This is a genomic window from Pantoea agglomerans (assembly GCF_021397715.1).
Lineage (GTDB): Bacteria > Pseudomonadota > Gammaproteobacteria > Enterobacterales > Enterobacteriaceae > Pantoea > Pantoea astica.
This window is the reverse complement of record NZ_CP090207.1, coordinates 1,797,064-1,818,084: the sequence shown is the minus strand read 5'-3', so window position 1 is coordinate 1,818,084 and position 21,021 is coordinate 1,797,064. Positions and strand designations below refer to the sequence as shown.

18 protein-coding genes are annotated in these 21,021 nt (G+C 56.4%); all 18 read right to left on the bottom strand.

The genetic code is table 11. From position 1 onward, the window contains the following. Nucleotides 1-43: 43 nt before the first annotated feature. On the bottom strand, nucleotides 44-436 hold the full coding sequence (gene flhE, locus LZU96_RS08515; RefSeq protein ID WP_083067821.1) for a flagellar protein FlhE: 393 nt from the start codon (nucleotides 434-436) through the stop codon (nucleotides 44-46). Next, the gene (gene flhA / locus LZU96_RS08510) at nucleotides 436-2,532 is read right to left on the bottom strand and encodes a flagellar biosynthesis protein FlhA (protein ID WP_233987868.1); all 2,097 of its coding nucleotides are present in this window, start codon (nucleotides 2,530-2,532) and stop codon (nucleotides 436-438) included. Before flhA ends, flhE begins: the two co-directional genes overlap by 1 nt. Further along, a complete protein-coding gene (gene flhB / locus LZU96_RS08505) occupies nucleotides 2,525-3,676 on the bottom strand; it encodes a flagellar biosynthesis protein FlhB (RefSeq protein ID WP_094121242.1) in 1,152 nt (383 codons plus the stop codon). Before flhB ends, flhA begins: the two co-directional genes overlap by 8 nt. Before the next feature lie 191 nt (nucleotides 3,677-3,867). After that, nucleotides 3,868-4,509 (bottom strand): protein phosphatase CheZ, encoded by a 642-nt coding sequence (gene cheZ, locus LZU96_RS08500; RefSeq protein ID WP_094121241.1) that lies wholly within the window; start codon nucleotides 4,507-4,509, stop codon nucleotides 3,868-3,870. Nucleotides 4,510-4,518: 9 nt separating this feature from the next. Next, nucleotides 4,519-4,908 carry a chemotaxis response regulator CheY gene (cheY, locus tag LZU96_RS08495; protein ID WP_094121240.1) on the bottom strand — a complete coding sequence of 130 codons (390 nt, stop codon included), beginning with the start codon at nucleotides 4,906-4,908 and terminating at the stop codon, nucleotides 4,519-4,521. Nucleotides 4,909-4,947: 39 nt separating this feature from the next. Continuing rightward, on the bottom strand, nucleotides 4,948-5,997 hold the full coding sequence (locus LZU96_RS08490) for a protein-glutamate methylesterase/protein-glutamine glutaminase (RefSeq protein ID WP_233988161.1): 1,050 nt from the start codon (nucleotides 5,995-5,997) through the stop codon (nucleotides 4,948-4,950). Then, nucleotides 5,997-6,866, bottom strand: a complete 870-nt coding sequence (gene cheR, locus LZU96_RS08485) for a protein-glutamate O-methyltransferase CheR (protein ID WP_233987867.1) — start codon at nucleotides 6,864-6,866, stop codon at nucleotides 5,997-5,999. Before cheR ends, LZU96_RS08490 begins: the two co-directional genes overlap by 1 nt. Nucleotides 6,867-6,949: 83 nt before the next feature. Continuing rightward, nucleotides 6,950-8,626, bottom strand: a complete 1,677-nt coding sequence (locus tag LZU96_RS08480) for a methyl-accepting chemotaxis protein (protein WP_233987866.1) — start codon at nucleotides 8,624-8,626, stop codon at nucleotides 6,950-6,952. 107 nt (nucleotides 8,627-8,733) lie between these two features. Then, nucleotides 8,734-10,296 (bottom strand): methyl-accepting chemotaxis protein, encoded by a 1,563-nt coding sequence (locus LZU96_RS08475; RefSeq protein WP_233987865.1) that lies wholly within the window; start codon nucleotides 10,294-10,296, stop codon nucleotides 8,734-8,736. A gap of 205 nt (nucleotides 10,297-10,501) precedes the next feature. Beyond that, entirely contained in the window at nucleotides 10,502-12,172 is a 1,671-nt protein-coding gene (locus LZU96_RS08470; protein WP_233987864.1) for a methyl-accepting chemotaxis protein, read from the bottom strand. A 160-nt stretch (nucleotides 12,173-12,332) separates the two neighbouring features. After that, the gene (cheW, locus tag LZU96_RS08465) at nucleotides 12,333-12,830 is read right to left on the bottom strand and encodes a chemotaxis protein CheW (RefSeq protein ID WP_233987863.1); all 498 of its coding nucleotides are present in this window, start codon (nucleotides 12,828-12,830) and stop codon (nucleotides 12,333-12,335) included. Nucleotides 12,831-12,853: 23 nt separating this feature from the next. Further along, entirely contained in the window at nucleotides 12,854-14,830 is a 1,977-nt protein-coding gene (gene cheA, locus LZU96_RS08460; RefSeq protein WP_233988160.1) for a chemotaxis protein CheA, read from the bottom strand. Nucleotides 14,831-14,841: 11 nt separating this feature from the next. Then, on the bottom strand, nucleotides 14,842-15,786 hold the full coding sequence (gene motB, locus LZU96_RS08455) for a flagellar motor protein MotB (protein WP_233987862.1): 945 nt from the start codon (nucleotides 15,784-15,786) through the stop codon (nucleotides 14,842-14,844). Further along, nucleotides 15,783-16,670: a flagellar motor stator protein MotA gene (gene motA / locus LZU96_RS08450; protein ID WP_094121232.1), complete on the bottom strand. Its 888-nt coding sequence runs from the start codon at nucleotides 16,668-16,670 to the stop codon at nucleotides 15,783-15,785. The genes motB and motA overlap by 4 nt, the downstream gene beginning before the upstream one ends. 132 nt (nucleotides 16,671-16,802) lie before the next feature. Beyond that, nucleotides 16,803-17,381, bottom strand: a complete 579-nt coding sequence (gene flhC / locus LZU96_RS08445; protein ID WP_233987861.1) for a flagellar transcriptional regulator FlhC — start codon at nucleotides 17,379-17,381, stop codon at nucleotides 16,803-16,805. Continuing rightward, the gene (gene flhD, locus LZU96_RS08440; RefSeq protein ID WP_233987860.1) at nucleotides 17,381-17,731 is read right to left on the bottom strand and encodes a flagellar transcriptional regulator FlhD; all 351 of its coding nucleotides are present in this window, start codon (nucleotides 17,729-17,731) and stop codon (nucleotides 17,381-17,383) included. The genes flhC and flhD overlap by 1 nt, the downstream gene beginning before the upstream one ends. A 1,031-nt stretch (nucleotides 17,732-18,762) precedes the next feature. Then, complete coding sequence (gene otsA, locus LZU96_RS08435) at nucleotides 18,763-20,199, bottom strand: alpha,alpha-trehalose-phosphate synthase (RefSeq protein WP_233987859.1); 1,437 nt, start codon at nucleotides 20,197-20,199, stop codon at nucleotides 18,763-18,765. Then, nucleotides 20,196-20,984, bottom strand: coding sequence for a trehalose-phosphatase (otsB, locus tag LZU96_RS08430; RefSeq protein ID WP_233987858.1), 789 nt, complete (start codon nucleotides 20,982-20,984; stop codon nucleotides 20,196-20,198). The genes otsA and otsB overlap by 4 nt, the downstream gene beginning before the upstream one ends. Between the last annotated feature and the right edge of the window lie 37 nt (nucleotides 20,985-21,021).

Here is a 21,021-nt window from a genome sequence, read left to right as displayed (position 1 = left end):
CGCACTGTGCCCAGGTGCGCTAGTCAATTCAGCAACGATATCCTTACTCGTAATTGACCATCACTTCACTGCTCACCACCCGTAAACCGGGTGGCAGCGCCCCGCTTCCGGCAAAACCAAACACCATGTGCAAAGTCTCACCGGCGCTCAGATGTGCCAACCCGCGTGTGGTGCCGCTGGCCCCCTCCAGGGAAGTGCAGCGCTGTTCGCCGCACAGCCGCACCTGCAGGCCGGACGGGGCCGGTCTGCTCAGCTGATAACGCCAGTTAACGACGCTGACCTCCCCGCTAATGTCGGCGGGCGGCGTCAGCGGCTGCGCCCGTTGCCAGCTGCCGCGGTTAGCCAGCAGCGGCCCATTGGCCGAAGCACTCCAGGCACCACCGGCCGCCTGCGCCATCAGTGGCAGCATCACGAATGCCATCACCAGCCAGCGCATTATTTGCCTCCGATGGTGGCGGTCATCCGAATCTGGCGGTTATCGCTCAGCTCCAGATTCGACAGCACCACCAGCTGCGGCAGGTTGCGACGCAGGAAGCGCGCCAGTAACGCCCGCAGCGGATGGTTCACCAGCAGCACCGGCGGTGCGCCGAGCATCTCCTGACGCTGCAGCGCCGCCTGCGCCTGGCTCAGCAGCCGATCAGCCAGGCCCGGTTCCAGTCCGCCGCCGCCCTGCAACGCCTGTAATAACAAGCGTTCCAGTGTTGAATCCAGTCCGATCACCTGCACTTCATCGTTGCCCGGGAACCACTGCTGAGTAATGGCGCGGCCCAGCGCCACGCGCACCACGCTGGTCAGCTCCTGAGGATCACTTTGCACTGGCGCATGTTCCGCCAGCGTTTCGATGATGGTGCGCATATCACGAATGGATACCCGCTCCACCAGCAGGTTTTGCAGCACCTTGTGCAGCGTGGTCAGCGAAATCACGCCCGGCACCAGGTCTTCCGTCAGCTTCGGCATCTCCTGAGTGACGCGATCCAGCAGTTGCTGCGCTTCCTGACGGCCAAACAGCTCGCTGGCGAATTGCCCAATCAGATGGTTAAGGTGGGTGGCCACCACGGTGCTCGCTTCCACTACGGTAAAGCCCTGGATCTGCGCCTGCTCTTTCAGCGCACTGTCAATCCAGACCGCTGCCAGCCCAAACGCCGGATCGACGGTGGCTTCACCCGGCAGACTGCCTGCCGCGGTGCCTGGGTTGATCGCCATCCAGCGGCCAGGATAGGCATCGCCGCTGCCGATTTCGACCCCTTTCATCAGAATACGGTAGCGCGCCGGTGGCAGTTCCATGTTGTCACGAATGTGGACCACCGGCGGCAGGAAGCCCACGTCCTGCGCCACTTTTTTACGGATACTGCGGATGCGGCCCAGCAGTTCGCCATTTTGCAGATGATCGACCATCGGAATCAGCCGGTAACCCACTTCCATTCCCAGCGTGTCTTCCAGCTGGACATCGGTCCACGACGCTTCGGCGGTGGCGGGCGTGTCCGGCGCTTTGGTGATGCTGCCCGGCGTTGCTTCCGACTTTTTGTTCGGCTGCATTTCACGTCCGCGCAGCCACCAGGCCAGACCGAGTAAGGCCGCGGTAAACAGCAGGAACACGAAGTTTGGCATACCCGGCACCAGCCCCAGCAGGCCGATGACGCCGGCGCTCAGCATCAGCACCCGCGGATCTTTGAACAGCTGGGTCACCATCTGCTCGCCAACGTCCTGATCGGTCGCCACGCGGGTTACGATAACGCCCGCCGCGGTAGAGATCACCAGCGCCGGGATCTGCGCGACCAGGCCGTCACCGATGGTCAGCAGGGTATAGGTTTCTGCCGCGTGCCCCACGTCCATGCCGTGTTGCACCACGCCGACCAGCAGGCCGCCGATAACGTTGATCACCATGATCATGATACCGGCAATGGCATCGCCGCGAACGAACTTACTGGCACCGTCCATCGAACCGTAGAAGTCCGCTTCCTGGGTCACTTCAGAACGGCGGCGTTTAGCTTCATCTTCGCCAATCAGACCGGCGTTGAGGTCGGCGTCGATCGCCATCTGCTTACCGGGCATCCCGTCAAGCACAAAGCGCGCGCCCACTTCTGCGATACGGCCCGCACCCTTGGTGATGACCATAAAGTTGATGATCACCAGGATGATAAACACCACGATACCGATGGCGAAGTTGCCGCCGACCAGGAAGTGACCAAAGGCCTCAACCACCTGACCCGCCGCTGCCGCACCGGTATGCCCTTCCATCAGAATGATACGGGTTGAGGCGACGTTCAGCGCCAGACGCAGCAAGGTGGAGAACAGCAGAATGGTCGGGAAAGCCGCAAATTCCAGCGTACGCTGGGTGAACATCGCCACCAGCAGGACCATGATCGACAGCGCAATGTTAAAGGTGAACAGCAGATCGAGGATGAACGGCGGTAACGGCAGCACCATCATCGACAGGATCATCAGGATCAGTACCGGACCTGCCAGTACCTGCCACTGCATATCTTTAAAGTTGCCCGGTAAACGTAGTTTTGCGGCCAGGTTATTAGCCATCGTTTTTGCTCTCTCCTGCAAAGTCCATCTCTGCCGGGACCGGCAGGTTTTTCGGTTTGGTCGGGATCAGGCCGCCTTCACGCTTCCAGCGGCGTGACTGCCAGACCCATGCCAGCACTTCCGCCACCGCCGCATAGAGCGCGCCGGGGATGTGCTGTCCAATTTCAGTGTGTCGGTATAACGCACGCGCCAGCGGCGGTGCTTCCAGAACCGGTATGCGGTGTTCCGCACCCAGTTCACGAATACGCAGGGCAATCTCGCCCGCGCCTTTGGCTATCACCTTCGGCGCACTCATCTTCTTCTCGTTGTACTGCAGCGCCACCGAATAGTGGGTCGGGTTAGTGACGATGACGTCAGCCTTCGGCACATCGGCCATCATGCGGCGGCGGGCGGCGGCGCGCATCTGCTGGCGAATACGCCCTTTAACGTGCGGATCGCCCTCCTGCTGCTTGTGCTCATCGCGGATTTCCTGACGCGACATGCGCAGCTTTTTGTAATAGCTGTAGAGCTGCCAGAAGACGTCGTAACCCACCATCGGCACCAGCCCCAGCATCACCAGGGTGCAGCAGATGGCGATCATATCCATGCCGTGTATCAGAGCGGTGATCGGGGATTCGCTGATCAGACGCAGCATCTCCGGCCAGTGAGCGTAGATGTACCAGCAGCCAACGGCGCCCACCAGCACGGTCTTGAGAATGCCTTTGAACAGTTCGGTCCAGGCCTGTGCGGCAAACATGCGCTTGAAACCGGCCATCGGACTGAGCTTGGTGAAGTCGACCTTGATCGACTTGCCGCTGATCACAATGCCGCCCAGCAGCATCGGCGCAGCAATCGCGACCAGCACCAGTCCGCCCATCAGCGGCAGCAGCGCCATCAGCGCCTGACCAATCAGGCTGCCGATGTGGCTGATGATAATTTTATCGTCGGTCACCATGCCGTGATCGAAACGCAAACCGGTGGCGACCATGCTGGCCAGCCGGTGCGCCATCATGGTGCCGCCCATCCACAGAATCATGATGCCGGCCAGCAGCATCAGTAATGAGGTCAGCTCGCGCGATCGCGGGATCTGCCCATCCTCACGCGCTTTTTCAAGTCGGTGCGCGGTGGGCGATTCTGTTTTGTCCTCGTCGCTCTCTTCAGCCACGACAAACCTCGGTTGGCAGGAATTCTGAGCATAGAATGCCAAATTTGAGTGGGGTTAAAGCGCAGATAAAACGGGAAAAAGGGGCGTTCTTTGACGGATGAGTCGGGCAAAGCAGAGCGGGCCCACCGTCTGGTGGACCCGTAACAGAGAGGTGCAGCCGTGTCGCCAGCCCGCAGGCTGGCTTCAGCCGATTAAAATCCTAAGCTGTCCAGCAGGTCATCAACCTGATCCTGGTTCGCCACCACGCCAGGTGCATCGGCGTGGATCTGCGGACCGTTCAGCAGGCTGGTGCCTTCCTGACGCTTCTCGGCACTGACTTCCGGCATGTTCTCCAGCAGCACCATTAACAGCTGGCGCTCAATCTCCTGGATCACATCCATCATGCGCTTGATGACCTGACCGGTCAGGTCCTGGAAATCCTGCGCCATCATGATTTCAAGCAGCTGCTTGTTGGTAAAGGACGTATGATCCGGCACGGCAGCAAGGAATTCGCGAGTATCCGTTACCAACTCACGCGCATCGGCCAGTTCAATTGGGTTTTCAAACCATTGGTCCCAACGCCCTTTCAGCTGGGTTGCCCCGGCTTCCATCTTATCCTGATGCGGTTGTGCCGCTTCAACGCAGTTCAACGCACGGTCGGCGGCCTGCGCCGTCATCTGCACCACATAATCCAGACGATCGCGGGCATCGGGAATGGCTTCAGCCGCATCGGCAATCGCCTGATCCAGCCCCAGCTCGCGCAGGCTGTCGCGCAGCATACGCGTCAGAGAGCCGATGCGGGTAATGATGTCGTGTGCCGAGGCATCCTCAGTTGGTTTCGGAAGGTCGCTCATCACATCTCCTTACATGCCCAGTTTTTCGAAAATTTTGCCCAGCTTTTCTTCCAGCGTCGCCGCCGTGAACGGTTTCACGACGTATCCGCTGGCGCCAGCCTGAGCGGCAGCGATAATATTCTCTTTCTTCGCTTCTGCGGTGACCATCAGTACCGGCATGCTGCTCATCGCGGCATCAGCACGGATGGTTTGCAGCAGCTGCAGGCCATCCATGTTCGGCATGTTCCAGTCGGAAATGACGAAGTCAAAACCACCCGCTTTCAGCTTTGAGAGCGCATCCACGCCATCTTCTGCTTCTTCAACGTTGTTGAAGCCCAGCTCTTTCAGCAGGTTACGCACAATACGACGCATCGTATTGAAGTCGTCTACCACCAAAAAGCGCATGTTTTTATCAGCCATATCTACTCCTGTGTTATCTCGCCCGGCAGGACGGGCCTGTTAAATACGCAATGCCTGTCCGGCGCTAATTTTCGCCAGCATGTGCTGGCTGATGTTGCTTAAATCCACGACTTCACTCACGCCGCCCGTGGCTATCGCCTCACGCGGCATGCCAAATACCACACAGCTGGCTTCGTTCTGGGCAATGGTCCAGGCACCAGCCCGATGCATTTCCAGCATCCCGGCGGCCCCGTCGTTGCCCATGCCAGTGAGGATCACCCCGACCGCATTGCGTCCGGCGTTGATCGCCACCGATTTAAACAGCACATCCACAGAGGGTTTGTGCCGGTTGACCGGTGGCCCTTCGTTCAGTTTCACCACGTAGTTGGCACCGCTGCGGCCCAGCTCCATGTGCATCGCACCTGGCGCGATGTAGGCGTGTCCCGGCAGAATACGCTCGCCGTCTTCGGCCTCTTTCACCGTGATCTGACACAGCTTGTTCAGCCGCTCGGCAAAAGAGCGGGTAAAGCCTGGCGGCATATGCTGAGTAATCAGCAGCGCCGGGCTGGTGGCTGGCAGCGGCTGCAGCACATGGCGAATCGCCTCGGTACCGCCGGTTGACGAACCAATCGCAATCAGCTTCTCGCTGCTCAGCAACGGACCCGCTTTCAGCGTCGCCGGCACCGGCATCGCCGCCCGGTTATGCAGACGGGCGCGGGCGGCAGCACGAATTTTGTCGCCAATCATCTGGCTGTAGGCCAGCATCCCTTCACGAATCCCGAGTTGCGGTTTGGTGACGAAGTCCACCGCACCCAGCTCCAGCGCCCGCAGGGTAATTTCCGAGCCTTTTCCGGTCAGCGATGAGACCATCACCACCGGCATTGGCCGTAAACGCATCAGTTTTTCGAGGAAGTCGAGGCCATCCATGCGCGGCATTTCCACATCCAGCGTCAGCACCTGCGGATTAAACTGCTTAATCAGATCGCGGGCGACTAACGGATCGGGCGCAGTCGCGACCATCTCCATATCCGGATGGCTATTGATGATTTCCGTCATCAGTTGCCGCATCAGCGCAGAGTCATCTACGCACATCACGGTGATTTTGCTCATCATCTTTCCTTCGTCAGTCCATAGACGGTTTGCCCACGCAGCCAGAACTCTTTACTGATCTGACTAAAGTTCTCTGAGTGACCGGCAAACAGAATGCCGCCGGGCTTCAGCAAGGGAACAAACCGACGCAGAATTTTCTCCTGCGTCTCTTTATCGAAATAGATCATCACATTGCGGCAGAAAATGGCGTCGAACTGGCCTGGCAGCGCCCAGTCATTCGCCAGCAAATTGAGCTGTGCGTAGCTGACCATGCTGGCCAGTTCAGAACGTACCCGCACCATGCCAGCATGTGGACCGGTGCCGCGCAGGAAGAAGCGTTGCAGTTGCGCCGGTGACAGCGTACGCAGCTCCTCCTGGCGATAGACGCCCGCCACCGCTTTTTCCAGCACCTGGGTGTCGATATCGCTGGCGTGAACCTGGAACTTACCCGGTCCGGTCCCCAGCGTTTCGGCCAGCGTCATGGCAATCGAGTAAGGCTCTTCACCGGTCGACGCGGCGGTACTCCAGACGCTGAAATTACCCTGACGCTTACGCGCATGGTCCGCGAGGATCGGAAAGTGATGCGCCTCGCGGAAAAACGCGGTCAGGTTGGTGGTCAGCGCATTGATAAACGCCTGCCATTCTGCACTGTTCGGATCGTGTTCCAGCAGCGCCAGGTAACGACCAAAATCATCGATATTCAGCGTGCGCAGACGACGTACCAGACGGTTGTAAACCATTTCGCGCTTGTGATCGGCCAGCACGATACCGGCACGCTGATAGATCAGCTGGCTGATACGACGAAAATGCGTATCTGACAGCGGTAAGCGCTGCACCATTTGCGACAGCAGCGTCGTCGTCTCATTTTGCTCGAATGTCGATTTTTTCATTTCTGCACCTGGCCTGAACTAAAACACATTAACTTTCTGCTGCGATGCCCGACCGCCAGACAGCGGTCGGGCCTTCCAGGCGATTAAAAGGTTTCCCAGTTGTCGTCGCTGCGTGACGCAGACTGACGGGCAACGGTTAACGGCGCATCCAACTGAAGGCTTTTTGTCGCCGTTGTCTTGTTAACGGCCTGGGCGACAAATTCTTTACCAATATTGAACACTGAGACCGCTTGTTTTAAGTGGCTGGCCTGATCTTCCAGCGCCGCTGCGGCAGCAGCCGACTCTTCCACCAGCGAGGCGTTCTGTTGGGTCACGCGATCCATCTCGGTGACCGCCAGACCCACCTGATCAATGCCACGGCTCTGCTCATCCGACGCGGAGGCGATTTCGCCCATAATGTCGGTGACGCGGGTCACCGCACTGACGATGTTGCTCATGGTGTCGCCTGCGCTCTCCACCAGCACCGAGCCGGTATTGACGCGGCTGACTGAGTCTTCAATCAGACCTTTGATCTCTTTGGCCGCCTGCGCGCTGCGCTGTGCCAGGCTGCGGACTTCACCCGCCACCACCGCAAAACCACGACCCTGTTCACCGGCACGGGCGGCTTCCACCGCGGCGTTCAGCGCCAGGATATTGGTCTGGAAGGCGATGCCATCAATCACGCTGGTGATATCGGCAATCTTTTTCGAGCTGCCGGCAATCTCTTTCATGGTGGTGACCACGCCATCCACCACTTTGCCGCCCTGCTGGGCGGTTTCAGAGGCGTTAAGCGCCAGCTTCGAGGCCTGACGGGCGTTCTCGGCGTTCTGCTTCACGGTGGCGGTCAGCTGCTCCATGCTGGCAGCGGTCTGCTCCAGTGAGGCGGCCTGCTGTTCGGTGCGTGAGGAGAGATCGTTGTTACCGATGGCGATTTCGCTGGCACCGGTATAAATCGCGTCCGATCCATCGCGTACGCTACGAACGGTGCGCGCCAGCTCCTGCTGCATGTTCTGCAAGGAAGCCAGCAACTCGCCGATTTCGTTACGCACCGAGAGATCGATGGGCTGGGTCAGGTCGCCGCGCGCAATATGCTGAATATGCTCGATGCTCTGACGCAGCGGGCGGATCAGCACGCGGCGCATCACGTTCCACACCAGAATAATCATCAGCAGCGTGACAGCCAGCGTCGCAACCACGATGGTGATGGAGCGGCTATAGGCCTGCTCATTGGCATCCACGCCCTGCTTCGCCAGCACCTGGTTGTATTCCAGCCAGGCGTTGTAATCTTTCTGAAACTTGTCCTGATAACTCTGAGTAGGCTGGTCAACAAAGCCCTTAAAGTTGCCGCTGTTGAAGAACACCATCAGTTCGGCCAGCGCGTCGTGATAAGCCTGATAATTTGCCTGCAGCGTTTTGACGTTGTCGGCGTTTTTGCCTTTTTCTGACAGGTTAGCGTTGAAGGTTTGATAGCCCAGCTCAGCCTGTTTCAGCTCTTCACCCGCCAGTGCCACCAGATCTTTCACCGTGGCGCCCGATCCGGACATCTGCGCATCCTGCAGAAAACGAATACCGGCGCGGTTAAGGGTGTTGCGCGCCTGAACCAGCGAAACCCATGAGGTGCCCATCGCCTGTTGCAGCGTATTCAGCCGCTGGTTATAGGCAAAATTCTCTTTATCTGAACTGACGGTTTTGAAAAACATTCCGCCGGAAAACAGCTGCAGCAGCGCAAACAGCGCCAGCACGCACAGCAGACCGGTAACAACACGTACACGACTAAACATACACACCTCATTGGTTGGCGATTCGCTTCTGTTTATCGGCGCATCTGAAGGGAACTTTATGCATGGCGGCGGCTTTACCGCTGCCGCCATGAGGAGAGGAGAGAAAATCAGACGCGGGAAACTTTGAAAACGGAGACGGCCTGGGTCAGAACGCTGGCCTGCTGCTCCAGGGCGGCGGCCGCGGCGGCGGATTGCTCCACCAGCGAGGCGTTCTGCTGGGTGACGCGATCCATCTCGGTCACCGCCTGACCGACCTGCTCGATGCCACGGCTCTGTTCATCGGATGCCGAGGCGATCTCGCCCATGATGTCGGTCACGCGGGTGACCGCGCCGACGATGTCGTTCATGGTGCTGCCCGCGCTTTCGACCTGCAGCGAACCGCTGTTGACGCGTGCCACTGAATCTTCGATCAACCCTTTGATCTCCTTCGCCGCCTGGGCGCTGCGCTGCGCCAGATTACGCACTTCACCGGCCACCACCGCAAAACCGCGGCCCTGTTCACCGGCCCGCGCCGCTTCCACCGCGGCGTTCAGCGCCAGGATGTTGGTCTGGAAGGCAATGCCGTCAATCACGCTGATAATGTCGGCAATCTTCTTCGAACTGCCGGCGATCTCTTTCATGGTGCTGACCACACCGTCCACCACTTTGCCGCCCTGCTGCGCGGTTTCTGAGGCGGTCAGCGCCAGCTGCGACGCCTGACGCGCATTGTCTGCGTTCTGCTTCACCGTGGCGGTCAGCTGCTCCATGCTGGCGGCGGTCTGCTCCAGCGAGGCGGCCTGTTCTTCGGTACGCGCTGACAGATCGTTATTACCGGCAGCAATCTCACTGGCACCGGTAAAGATGGCGTCAGAGCCGTCACGTACGTTGCTGACGGTCATCACCAGCGACTGCTGCATTTCCTGAATGCCGGCCGCCAGCTGGCTCATCTCGTTACGCCCCTCGACCTGGATCGGCTGGGTCAGATCGCCGGAGGCGATAGATCGGATATGCGCCAGCAGCTGTTGCAGCGGCTGAATTAACACCTGCCGCAGGCCAAACCAGCAGGCGACAATCACCACCAGTACCGACACGGCAATCACGCCCAACAGCCACATCATCTGGGTAAAAGCCTGCTGGTTTTGGGCAATGCCCTGTTCAGACAGCGCGGTCTGACGGGCGCGCCACTCACCATAGCTGCCCTGCATCGCCACCTGTTTCTGTTCGATATTTTGTTTAAACATCCCTTCCAGATCGCGCGCCTGCAGGCTTTTCACCATCGCTTTCAGGCCGTTGTCGTAACTGGCGTAATCCGCTTCCAGCCGGTCGCGCAGCGCCACCGCAAGGCCAGCGGTCGCAGGCAGGTTGTAGTAGATCTGGAAGTGACGATCGGCCTCGGCTAATTGCGCGTTAGCTTTGTTCATCAGATCGTCGAGCTGACCGCCGTTCATCTGCGAGGCCATGCTGGTCTGTAACCGCAGCATGGCGCGGTTCAGGGTGGTGCGGCTGTTGTTCAGCGAAATATAGGCGTCGGTCATCGCCGTGACGTTGCGATTGGAGACTTGCGACAGGGCAAAAGCCGCTTTGTCTTTATTCAGCGCCGACCAGAACAGGCTGCCGGAGAGCAGCTGAAGCGCGCCAAAGATCACCAGTACCGCGATTAAACTGGTGACCACTTTTATTCTTTTTAACATCTTGTTCCCCTGCAGGTTGATTAAGGTGCAGCGGCTTTATCGGCGCTCTGACGCGATGTGTTAGCGGTTTTCGCCGCTTTTCAGCGACAATCGGCTTTTGTAATTAATGATATTGCTACCGGGCGGCGGGTTTGGCTTTAGTCAGGCTGGCGGGATAAGGCGCAGGTGCACGCCCCGGCTGGAGGCAGACGGGGCGTGCGGTCGATCAGAAGGTTTCCCAGTGAGTGTCGCTAACCGGTGCGGTCAGCGCTTTACGCGGTGCCAGAGCGGTCACCGGCGCGGCAATCGGCAGATGCTTCGTCAGCGTCTGCCCGCCAGACGCGCGCTGGATCTTAAACACCGCCACTGACTGGCTGAGACGGCTGGCCTGCTCTTCCAGCGAGGCCGCGGCCGCCGCTGACTCTTCGACCAGCGAGGCGTTCTGCTGGGTGACCCGATCCATCTCGGTAACCGCCTGACCCACCTGATCGATACCGCGACTCTGCTCATCGGACGCCGAGGCGATCTCGCCCATGATGTCGGTGACGCGGGTCACCGCACTGACGATATCGCTCATGGTTTCACCGGCGGTTCCCACCAGCTGGGAGCCAGCATTGACCCGGTTAACCGAGTCTTCAATCAGTCCTTTGATCTCTTTGGCGGCCTGGGCGCTGCGCTGGGCCAGATTGCGCACTTCACCCGCTACCACCGCAAAACCGCGACCCTGTTCTCCGGCCCGCGCCGCTTCCACCGCGGCGTTGAGCGCCAGGATGTTGGTCTGGAAGGCGATGCCGTCAATCACGCTGGTGATATCAGCAATTTTCTTCGAGCTGCCCGCGATGTCGCGCATGGTTTTCACCACACCATCCACCACATTGCCGCCCTTCTGCGCGGTTTCTGAGGCGGTCTGCGCCAGCTGCGACGCCTGACGCGCATTGTCTGCGTTCTGCTTCACCGTGGCGGTCAGCTGCTCCATGCTGGCGGCGGTCTGCTCCAGAGAGGCGGCCTGCTGTTCAGTACGGGCAGAGAGATCATTATTGCCGGCAGAAATTTCGCTGGCACCGGTAAAAATGGCATCAGACCCTTCGCGCACGTTGCTCACCGTGCGCACCAGTGACTGCTGCATATCATGCAGGCTGGCCGCCAGCTGGCTCATCTCGTTACGCCCTTCAACCGCGATCGGCTGGGTCAGATCGCCCTGCGCGATGTGCTGAATATGGGTGATGTTCGTGTTCAGTGGAGTAATTAATACCTTGCGCAGACCGAACCAGCACAGGACGATCACACCTGCTACTACCGCCATGATGGTGCCCAGTATCCACAGCATCCGGCTGTAAGCAGAACTGTTCTCTTCAACGCCGAGCGTGGTCAGTCGGTTCTGATCGGCGCGCCAGTCGGTATAGAGCTTCAGAAACGCACTCTGGCCCGGTGCCACCGGCGCTTTGCCAGCCGCCACCAGATCGTTGGCCTGCAGTGCGGTCTGCAGATCGTTTAATGCCGTAGCATAGGCGCTGTAGCGCTGATCCAGCTGGTCATTGAGTTGCAGATTTTGCCCTGGGGTATCGGGCGTCTCCTTAAAGACTTTGTAATAGCCCGCGGCCGCCTGCTGAAAGGCTTTGCTGTCGTCAAACAGTCCGGCAACGTCGGCGTCTTTTCCTTCCAGTTTACTGGTGGCAAAGCGCAGCTGAATGCGGGTGAGTAAGACCCGGCTCTGGTTAAGACTCATATAGGCATCGTTGAGAGCCTGAGTGTTCTGCATCGCCAGCTGCGACACGGCAAAACTACGCTTGTCATGGCTGAGTGCCGAATAAAAAACGGAGCCGGAAAAGGCCTGTAACAGCCCAAACATCAGCAATACCAGCAACAGGCTGGTGACAACGCGAATTTTCGTTAACATGATTAACCCTGGAAAATGTAAGTGATAAAGCAGCAACGTGATTATCGGCAGGTGCGTGCGGGAAATTAGAGAAGAAAGTGAGTTTATTATTTGAAAAATAAGAAATTATTCAGCTGTAAAACTGTCACAGGCCGGACATAACCGGCCTGTGACGTGACGCTTAGGCGCTACGCAGGTTATCCACCAGCGCCATCTCGTCGCTGCTCAGCAGCTTCTCAATGTCAACCAGAATCAACATGCGATCGCCCAGCGCGCCGAGACCGGTCAGGTACTCGGTTGACATGGTGACGGCGAACTCCGGTGAAGGGCGGATCTGATCCTGGGTCAGTGACAGCACGTCAGAAACGCCATCCACCACGATCCCGACCACGCGATTCTCCAGATTCAGCACGATCACCACGGTGTTATCGTTGTATTCGACATCGGGCTGGGAGAACTTCACCCGCAGGTCGATAATCGGCACGATCACGCCACGCAGGTTGGTGACGCCGCGAATAAATTCAGGGGTATTTGCGATACGCGTTACCTGATCGTAACCGCGAATTTCCTGAACTTTCAGGATATCGATGCCGTACTCTTCATCACCCAGCGTGAAGACCAGAAACTCCTGGCCGACAGTTTCGCCAGCGATTTTTGTCACGGTTGCCATTCCATTCATGTTATTTACCCTTTCGTTATCAATCAGGCGGCAGCGCCAGCCACACGTTTTTCACGGTTCAGTGATTGCAGTGCTGAAACATCGACAATCAGCGCCACGCTACCATCGCCAAGAATGGTGGCGGCGGAGATGCCCGGCACTTTGCGATAGTTACTTTCCAGGTTCTTCACCACCACCTGATGCTGACCAATCAGCTGATCGACCAGCAGCGCGTAACGCTTGCCCGCGCTTTGCAGAATGACGACGATGCCCTGGGTGGCCTCGGTTTTCGCCCCCTGCACCTCAAACACGTTCCACAGTTCGACCAGCGGCAGATACTCACCGCGCACTTCCAGTACGCACTCGCCACCGGCCAGCGGTTTCAGCTCTTCAGCACGCGGCTGCAGCGATTCCATCACCGCATTGAGCGGCAGAATAAAGACTTCATCCGCCACCCGAACCGACATGCCGTCGAGGATCGCCAGCGTCAGTGGCAGCAGGATACGGATGGTGGTGCCTTTGCCCTGCTTCGAGGCGATTTCGACGTGACCGCCCATCTCCTGGATGTTTCGTTTCACCACATCCATGCCGACGCCGCGGCCTGATACGTCGGTGACCTGCTCGGCCGTTGAGAAGCCAGGCGCGAAGATCAGCATCCCGACCTCTTCGTCGCTCATGCTTTCGCTGACCGGCAAGCCGGATGAGAGCGCTTTCGCCAGAATACGTTCACGGTTCAGACCGGCACCGTCATCAGAGACTTCGATACAGATGTTGCCGCCCTGATGTTCCGCCGACAGCGTCAGGTTACCGGTTGCCACTTTGCCGGCCGCCAGACGTTTATCCGGCGATTCGATACCGTGGTCGAGGCTGTTACGCACCAGGTGCGTTAACGGATCGATGATGCGTTCAATCAGGCTCTTATCGAGTTCGGTTGAGCTGCCGAGCAGCGTCAGCTCCACTTCTTTGCCGAGCTTGCTCGCCAGGTCACGCACCAGACGCGGGAAGCGGCTGAAGACATATTCCATTGGCATCATACGAATCGACATCACCGATTCCTGCAGATCGCGGGCATTACGCTCCAGCTGACCCATGCTGTTCAGCAGGTCACCGTGCGCCACCGGATCGAGTTCACCGGAACGCTGCGCCAGCATCGACTGGGTAATCACCAGTTCGCCGACCAGGTTAATCAGCTGATCGACCTTCTCAACCGCCACGCGGATGCTGGTGGATTCGCTTGATTTGGCCGGTGCCGCAGCGCGTTTGCTTTCGCGTTTCACCGCGGCCACTGGCAGTTCGGTGACGCTGGCGGTCTGCACTTCAGCTACCACCGGCGCAACAGGCGCTGGCGCTGACACCGGTGCCGGCTCTTCCGCCTGCGGGAAGCGAATCTGCGCTTCATCAATCACAAAGCAGAGCACCGCCACGATGTCATCTTTGCCGACGCCATCAATGCAGACATCCAGCGTGTTGCTGCCCTTCTGGACGTTAGTCAGGGTGCCGAGATTGCTCATCTCTTCCAGCATCAGATCGACTTCTTTCTCTTTCAGATCGATCAGCTGCACGCGCAGCGCACTGCTGGCCGGTGCTGCGCTGGCAACGGCGGCCACGCTGACCGGTGCTTCAACCGGCAGACCTTTGGCCTCCAGCGCCAGCTGGCGCAGCGCTTCACAGATATATTTGAAGCTCTCCGCGTTCGGCTCTTGCGCGGTTTTATAAGCATCGAGCTGTTCCTGCATAATATCTTTGGTTTCCAAAAACAGGTTGATGATGTCGGTGCTGAGCTGCATCTCGCCGCGACGAGCACCATCCAGAATGTTTTCCAGGATGTGAGTAGTTTCCTGTAATACCGTAAAACCAAAGGTTCCGGCGCCACCCTTAATCGAGTGGGCGGCGCGGAAGATGGCGTTAAGCTGTTCAGAATCTGGTTCCTGCGGGTCGAGACCCAACAGGTGTTGTTCCATATCCGCTAACAGCTCATCGGCTTCATCAAAAAACGTCTGGTAAAAATCGCTGATGTCCATACTCACGGGGATCACCTCGGCTGTGAGGGGGCTGCTGTATTCACCGCGCTGCCCTGGGGAGCTGACGGTGCGGTAATTTGTTCAATGGCCGCCGGATCGCTGATCTGGACGGCATCACTTTCTGCGTTCTCTTTTTCTATTGCCGCTTCGGTGTCGTGGTTCAACACCAGCAGGCTGATGCGACGGTTAACCGCATCATTCCCGCCACGATTTTTCAGGCGCATGGTGTCGGCCATGCCTAACACGCGCAAAATTTTGCCGCTGTCTAACCCGCCAATCACCAGTTCACGCCGCGAGGCGTTGGCACGATCGGCTGAGAGTTCCCAGTTGCTGTACCCTTTATCACCGCTGGCATACTGAAAATCATCGGTATGGCCGGCCAGACTGATACGGTTGGGAATGCCGTTGAGGATCGGCGCAATGGCGCGCAGAATATCGCGCATATAGGGCTCCACCTCGGCCCTGCCGGTCTTAAACATCGGGCGGTTCTGGCTGTCGATAATCTGAATGCGCAGCCCTTCTTCCACCATGTTGATGATCAGATGCGGACGTAACGCTTTCAGACGCGGATCGGCTTCAATCAGCTGATCGAGCTTTTCCCGCAGCCGGTTAAGGCGAATATCGTCCAGCTTGCGTTTCTGCTCATCCATATCGACCACTTTCTTCACTTCACCGATCTTTTTCGTCGGATCGTCGCCGCCGCCAGGAATCGGACTGTCGCTGTCGCTGCTGCGCTGGCCACCGGTTATCGCCACTTTCAGCGGCGTTTTAAAGTAGTCAGCGATCTGCACCAGCTCCTGCGGGTTGGCGATGGAGAGCAGCCACATCACCATAAAAAATGCCATCATCGCCGTCATAAAGTCGGCGTAGGCAATTTTCCACGACCCGTGGCTGCCTTCATGTCCTTTATGTTTGCGCTTTTTGATCAGCACAATTGGGCGATTGCCATGCTTCATGAGGTCTGATCCGAAGTCTGTTTAGCCGGGTTCTTCGCGTTACGTACGTGCTCTTCCAGTTCGCTGAATGAGGGACGTTCAGCGGAATAGAGCGTTTTACGACCAAACTCCACCGCAATCTGAGGCGCGTAGCCATTCAGGCTGGAGAGCAGCGTCACTTTGATGCACTGCATCATCTTGGTGGTTTCAGCACATTTCTGGCGCAGTACCGACGCCAGCGGCGAAATGAAGCCATACGCCAGCAGAATGCCGAGGAATGTTCCGACCATCGCATGAGCCACCAGCGCACCCAGTTCCGCCGCCGGACGATCGGCGGAAGCCAGGGCATGTACCACGCCCATTACCGCCGCCACGATACCGAATGCCGGCAGACCATCGCCGACCGCCGCTATACTTTGCGCCGGTACGTCACACTCGTGTTCGTAGGTCTCAATCTCTTCATCCATCAGCGCCTCAATCTCAAAGGCGTTCATGTTGCCGCTGACCATCAGACGCAAATAATCGGTAATAAAATCCACTAACTGTTTATCGGCAAGAATACGCGGATAATTAGCGAAAATTTCGCTCTGGCTGGGATCTTCAATATCGCGTTCCAGCGACAACATCCCCTGCTGACGGGACTTGGCCATCAGGCGATAGAGCAGCGCCATCAGGTCCATGTAAACCGCTTTGTTATATTTTGACCCGCGAAATAACAAAGGTAACGCTTTCAGGGTTTTTTTAATCGACTTGCCGTTGTTGCCCACTAAAAAAGCACCGGCCCCGGCGCCACCGATCATTAATAATTCAGCCGGCTGATAAAGTGCGCCAAGATGGCCACCCACCAGCGCATATCCGCCCAACACGGAGCCTAAAACAATCAAATAACCTAAAATTATCAGCACAAGAAATCCTTACGTCCGTAACGTGTTGGTGGAAGTTAAGCCAGAGAGCCGCAGGTGTTATTCGTAAAACGGAAGCAAAAAAAAAGCAGCGGTATTAACCGCTGCTGGATGGCTTCCACAGTGCGAACAAACTTAAACGGCGCGTTTAACCTGTTCATCCAGCAGTTGTGGAAACATATCGGCAGAATCTGCAGAAAGTTTACGTCTTTTTACGGCACGTGATGGCGGCTGGCACAGGCTGCAGACAAAGCTGCCAACCGGCTGATGGGCGTGATTAATAAAGCTGCCATTACAGCTTTTGCAATCGGCCAGTTCCAGCATGCCACTTTCAACGAATCGCACCAGGGTCCATGCACGCGTTAGCGCCAACAGCGGGCCCTCGTCCGATTGCGGACACTGTTCGAGATATAACCGGTAGGCTTTAATCACGGCGTTGACGCCGTTGCACAGTCCGGTTTTCAGTAAAAACTTCCAGGCGTTACAGAACATGGAAGCGTGAATATTCTGCTCCCAGGTCATAAACCAGTCGGTAGAGAAAGGCAGCATGCCTTTCGGTGGCGGACTACCGCGCAGCTCTTTATAGAGCTTAATCAGACGACCACGACTCAGTTGGGTTTCGCTTTCTAACATCTGTAAACGCGCGCCCAGGGTAATCAGCTCCATCGCGAGCTGAATATCACGCGCTTCCTGAACAATACTTTTCTCAGTCATCACATCGCCCTCTTTTTAGCAGGCACGTCATCTTTAGACGCGTTACGCAGTAAACGGCTCGATAATAAAATGCCGGTGTGGATTTGCTGTAAATCATCCACGCGTGATTCCTGCGTCAGGCGATTAATTGTGCTGCTATCGGTAAAACGGAACTGGCAAACCAATTGATTGGTTTCCGCCATTTTTACCATTTCAGGCAGTGTTAATTCAGATAATGCGTCCGCCATTTTCTCATCGATACCGAGGCGAAACATTGCCGAAGCTTTTTCCTGGTTAATTAATCGCTGCGCAAGCAGTAAATATGACAAGTTGAGATCGTAAATATGTTTTAGTAATTCAGATGTACCCATTTTTCCATCCTGAGAGACGCGACGTAACTTCACCACAGATTATTATCTGCGTATTGAGCTGCTGTTTGGTAAATCTAAAGATGGCAAAAAAAATGTCATGTGAAGCCAATGTCACTGCTTTTCGCCTTCATCTTATGTGTGGGTTCATGACCCACCGAAAGTCAAAAATCCAGGCCATTTTATTTTCGAGTTCTGACCATCTTCCGTGACGTCTTCTTACATTTTTTAAGACTATTCCGAAAACAAGGCAAATCTATATCGTCTGATTTCGACATACAACGACAGTACTGTGAAATTTTAGATAAAGTGTGACGCAGATCACACTTTTAAGGCAAATTTCTTCAGCAACCCTTTACGATCCTTTGTCTGTTGTTCAATTTTTGAGCGAAAAAAGCCGATTTTAAGTCGAATTGGTCCTGAGAAAGGTTTAATAGGGGGTAAAAGCAGCTCTATTCGAGGCTTTGAGACGGCGTCGATCTATTGTCAGTGTTAATCGATTTAACACCCTATTTAGAACCATTTAAAACGGCTAAGCCAGCATATTATGCTGAACGAAGCGGCAGAGAATCACTTTGTAATTAGTCACTTAGGGTGAGTATCGCAGAGGGTGAGTAATGAAAGCGTTAAGGTTTATACGGCAGTACTGACTTCAACTGGCAACCAAGCGTTAACAGTTACCGCTGGATGTTTAGTATACGACACCAGATGTAACAATGAGTTACATAAGCAGGATGAATGAATCGGGGAAGGGTTTAATCAGGCTTAGTCAGTATCGGCAGCGGGAAGAAAAACTTGAGTTTAAAAATTAAAGAAAGCCGCCTGATACGCTTATCAGTGGTTTTTTTGACCGTTTGCTTTTTTTGGAGCCCTGTGCCGGGTGAAGCGGCGTAAAGCGAACGCCAGCCAGGGTAAAGATTGTGGCAGTGAGCATGACGGAATGTAACCGGCGAGCACAGCCGGTGCTGGCTGTAAAAAAGGGCAACGACACCCAAAGATGTCGTTGCCCGTCAGAACGGGTTCAGGCCGTTTAATCAGGCCAGTTTAGGAAAGGTTGCGACCTTGTTCGCCGTACCATGGTCGGCACTGCGAGGGGCGATGCGATAGAGGTCTTTGAGGAAGTTTTCACGCCAGGCGGTAATGTCATTTTTACGCAGCACCGCCATCATGTCGTTATAACGTGAAATCCTTTCAGTGCGCGGCATGGTAATCGCTTTGTCGAGCGCCGCCGCCACTTCATCGCGGTCATAAGGATTGACGATCAGCGCAGAGGTCAGCTCATTGGCGGCACCGGCGAAGCGCGACAGCACCAGCACACCCGGATCGTCCGGGTCCTGCGCCGCCACATACTCTTTCGCAACCAGGTTCATCCCGTCACGCAGCGGCGTTACCAGACCGACATCAGTCAGGCGGAAGATTTTCATCAACAGCCGGCGATCAAAGTGCTGGTTGAGATAGTAGAGCGGCGTCCAGCCCAGCGTGCCGTATTTACCGTTGATGCGCCCTGCTTCGGTTTCCAGCTGATGACGAATATCCTGATAGGCCTGCACATCACTGCGTGAGGTCGGCGCAATCTGTGAGTAGCGAATTTTACCGCGGTGCTGGGGGTAGTTCTCCAGCAGCGCTTCATACGCCAGGAAACGCTCAGGCAGACCTTTGGAATAGTCGAGGCGCTCACAGGCAATAATGTTGCGCGCGTCGCCCAGCTCTTTCTTCATCGCCGCCATTTTCGGTGGCAACGGCCCTTCAGCCATCTCTTTAATACTGTCGGGTTCAATCCCAATCGGATAAACCTCGGTCATAAAGGTATTGCCGAAGGCGCGATGCTTCTTATCCCCTTTATTCTGCAACTGTGTCAGCTGGCTGACGCTGTCGAGGAAAGCAACCCGATCTGATTCGGTCTGGAAACCCAGCAGATCATACTCGCACAGCATTTCCAGCAGTTCCTTGTGCGGTGGCAGCGCATTGAATATCTCTGGCGTCGGGAAAGGAATATGCAGGAAGAAACCGATGCGGTTATTAATACCGGCACGACGCAGCGCTGCGGCAAACGGCAGGAAGTGATAATCGTGGATCCACAGAATATCATCCGGCTCAATCAACGGTTTTAACCGCTGGGCCACCGCATCATTCACTTCGCAATAGCCGTCCCAGGCTTCGCGCTGGAACTGCACCAGATCAAGACGATAATGGAAGGCGGGCCAGATTACGGTATTGGAAAACTGGCAATAGTAGAGATCGTATTCGTTCTGGCTTAACGGGAAGGAGGCATACTCAATGCCTTCATGCTGCTGGACGGTAACATCGTCCTCTTCTTCGCCTGAGAACTCGCTGATTTCACCGTTCCAGCCAAACCACAGTCCGCCTGTGCTTTTCAACGCGTCCAGAATCCCAACGGCCAGGCCGCCTGCGCTGGTTTTAGCCCCATTTGGAATGGCAATACGGTTAGATACAACCACTAAACGACTCATAACCTAAACTCCTTACCGACGTTGTCTTGCTTTAATCGTAATAATGTTCGTTCCAGCCAGCCATATACCGCCTCGACATTGTTTAATCGATAGCGGGCCTGAGTGGAACCTTCGCCGACCTTAATAGAGATGCCCTGCATGGCGTTAACCGCGAGAAAGCCTTTCTCATCTGTCAGGTCGTCTCCAATAAATACCGGAATGCGTCCGGCAAAAGGCACCTGTTGCATAAAATCGCGAATGGCAGCGCCCTTATCAATCCCTAAAGGTTTAATTTCAACGACACATTTCCCCGGCTGAAGCGCCAGTCCTGGAAAACGTTTTACAGATTGCTCAGCCAGTCGCATCACATCCTGTTCATGCTGCATCGCCTGGCGATAGTGGAGTGCAAAGGCCATGCCTTTGATTTCCAGCTGGGTGCCAGGCCATAACGCCATCGCGTTTTGCAGTTCCGTCCGGAGTTCCTGTTCAACCTCAACCGGCAGGCTGATGCGCTGCATCTCGCCGTCGGCGTCACGGCGCTCGGCACCGTGTACGCCAGCGGCAGGACCGCGCCACGGCGCGGCCAGAGCATCGAGTTGTTCAATCGGCCGGCCAGAGACCAGCGCCAGCGCACCCTGACTGAGTGCGGAGAGTTGTTGTAACTGGTCAACGACCTGTTCAGGAATAAACACCGCTTCGGGACGGGACTGTATCGCTGCCAGCGTGCCATCGACATCAAAAAAGAAGGCATAAAGCCCGCCATCGAGTGTCGGGAACGCGTCAGAGGTATCTACCGCTTGGGTCACGTCACTTCTCCTGAATTTGGAAATTTGAGTTCAAATC

What these genes read in the sequence shown, in the direction of transcription:
- flhE (WP_083067821.1), bottom strand. Translation starts at nt 436, where the DNA reads ATGCGCTGGCTGGTGATGGCATTCGTGATGCTGCCACTGATGGCGCAG.
- flhA (WP_233987868.1), bottom strand. Translation starts at nt 2,532, where the DNA reads ATGGCTAATAACCTGGCCGCAAAACTACGTTTACCGGGCAACTTTAAA.
- cheZ (WP_094121241.1), bottom strand. Translation starts at nt 4,509, where the DNA reads ATGAGCGACCTTCCGAAACCAACTGAGGATGCCTCGGCACACGACATC.
- cheY (WP_094121240.1), bottom strand. Translation starts at nt 4,908, where the DNA reads ATGGCTGATAAAAACATGCGCTTTTTGGTGGTAGACGACTTCAATACG.
- LZU96_RS08490 (WP_233988161.1), bottom strand. Translation starts at nt 5,997, where the DNA reads ATGAGCAAAATCACCGTGATGTGCGTAGATGACTCTGCGCTGATGCGG.
- cheR (WP_233987867.1), bottom strand. Translation starts at nt 6,866, where the DNA reads ATGAAAAAATCGACATTCGAGCAAAATGAGACGACGACGCTGCTGTCG.
- LZU96_RS08480 (WP_233987866.1), bottom strand. Translation starts at nt 8,626, where the DNA reads ATGTTTAGTCGTGTACGTGTTGTTACCGGTCTGCTGTGCGTGCTGGCG.
- LZU96_RS08475 (WP_233987865.1), bottom strand. Translation starts at nt 10,296, where the DNA reads ATGTTAAAAAGAATAAAAGTGGTCACCAGTTTAATCGCGGTACTGGTG.
- LZU96_RS08470 (WP_233987864.1), bottom strand. Translation starts at nt 12,172, where the DNA reads ATGTTAACGAAAATTCGCGTTGTCACCAGCCTGTTGCTGGTATTGCTG.
- cheW (WP_233987863.1), bottom strand. Translation starts at nt 12,830, where the DNA reads ATGAATGGAATGGCAACCGTGACAAAAATCGCTGGCGAAACTGTCGGC.
- cheA (WP_233988160.1), bottom strand. Translation starts at nt 14,830, where the DNA reads ATGGACATCAGCGATTTTTACCAGACGTTTTTTGATGAAGCCGATGAG.
- motB (WP_233987862.1), bottom strand. Translation starts at nt 15,786, where the DNA reads ATGAAGCATGGCAATCGCCCAATTGTGCTGATCAAAAAGCGCAAACAT.
- flhC (WP_233987861.1), bottom strand. Translation starts at nt 17,381, where the DNA reads ATGACTGAGAAAAGTATTGTTCAGGAAGCGCGTGATATTCAGCTCGCG.
- flhD (WP_233987860.1), bottom strand. Translation starts at nt 17,731, where the DNA reads ATGGGTACATCTGAATTACTAAAACATATTTACGATCTCAACTTGTCA.
- otsA (WP_233987859.1), bottom strand. Translation starts at nt 20,199, where the DNA reads ATGAGTCGTTTAGTGGTTGTATCTAACCGTATTGCCATTCCAAATGGG.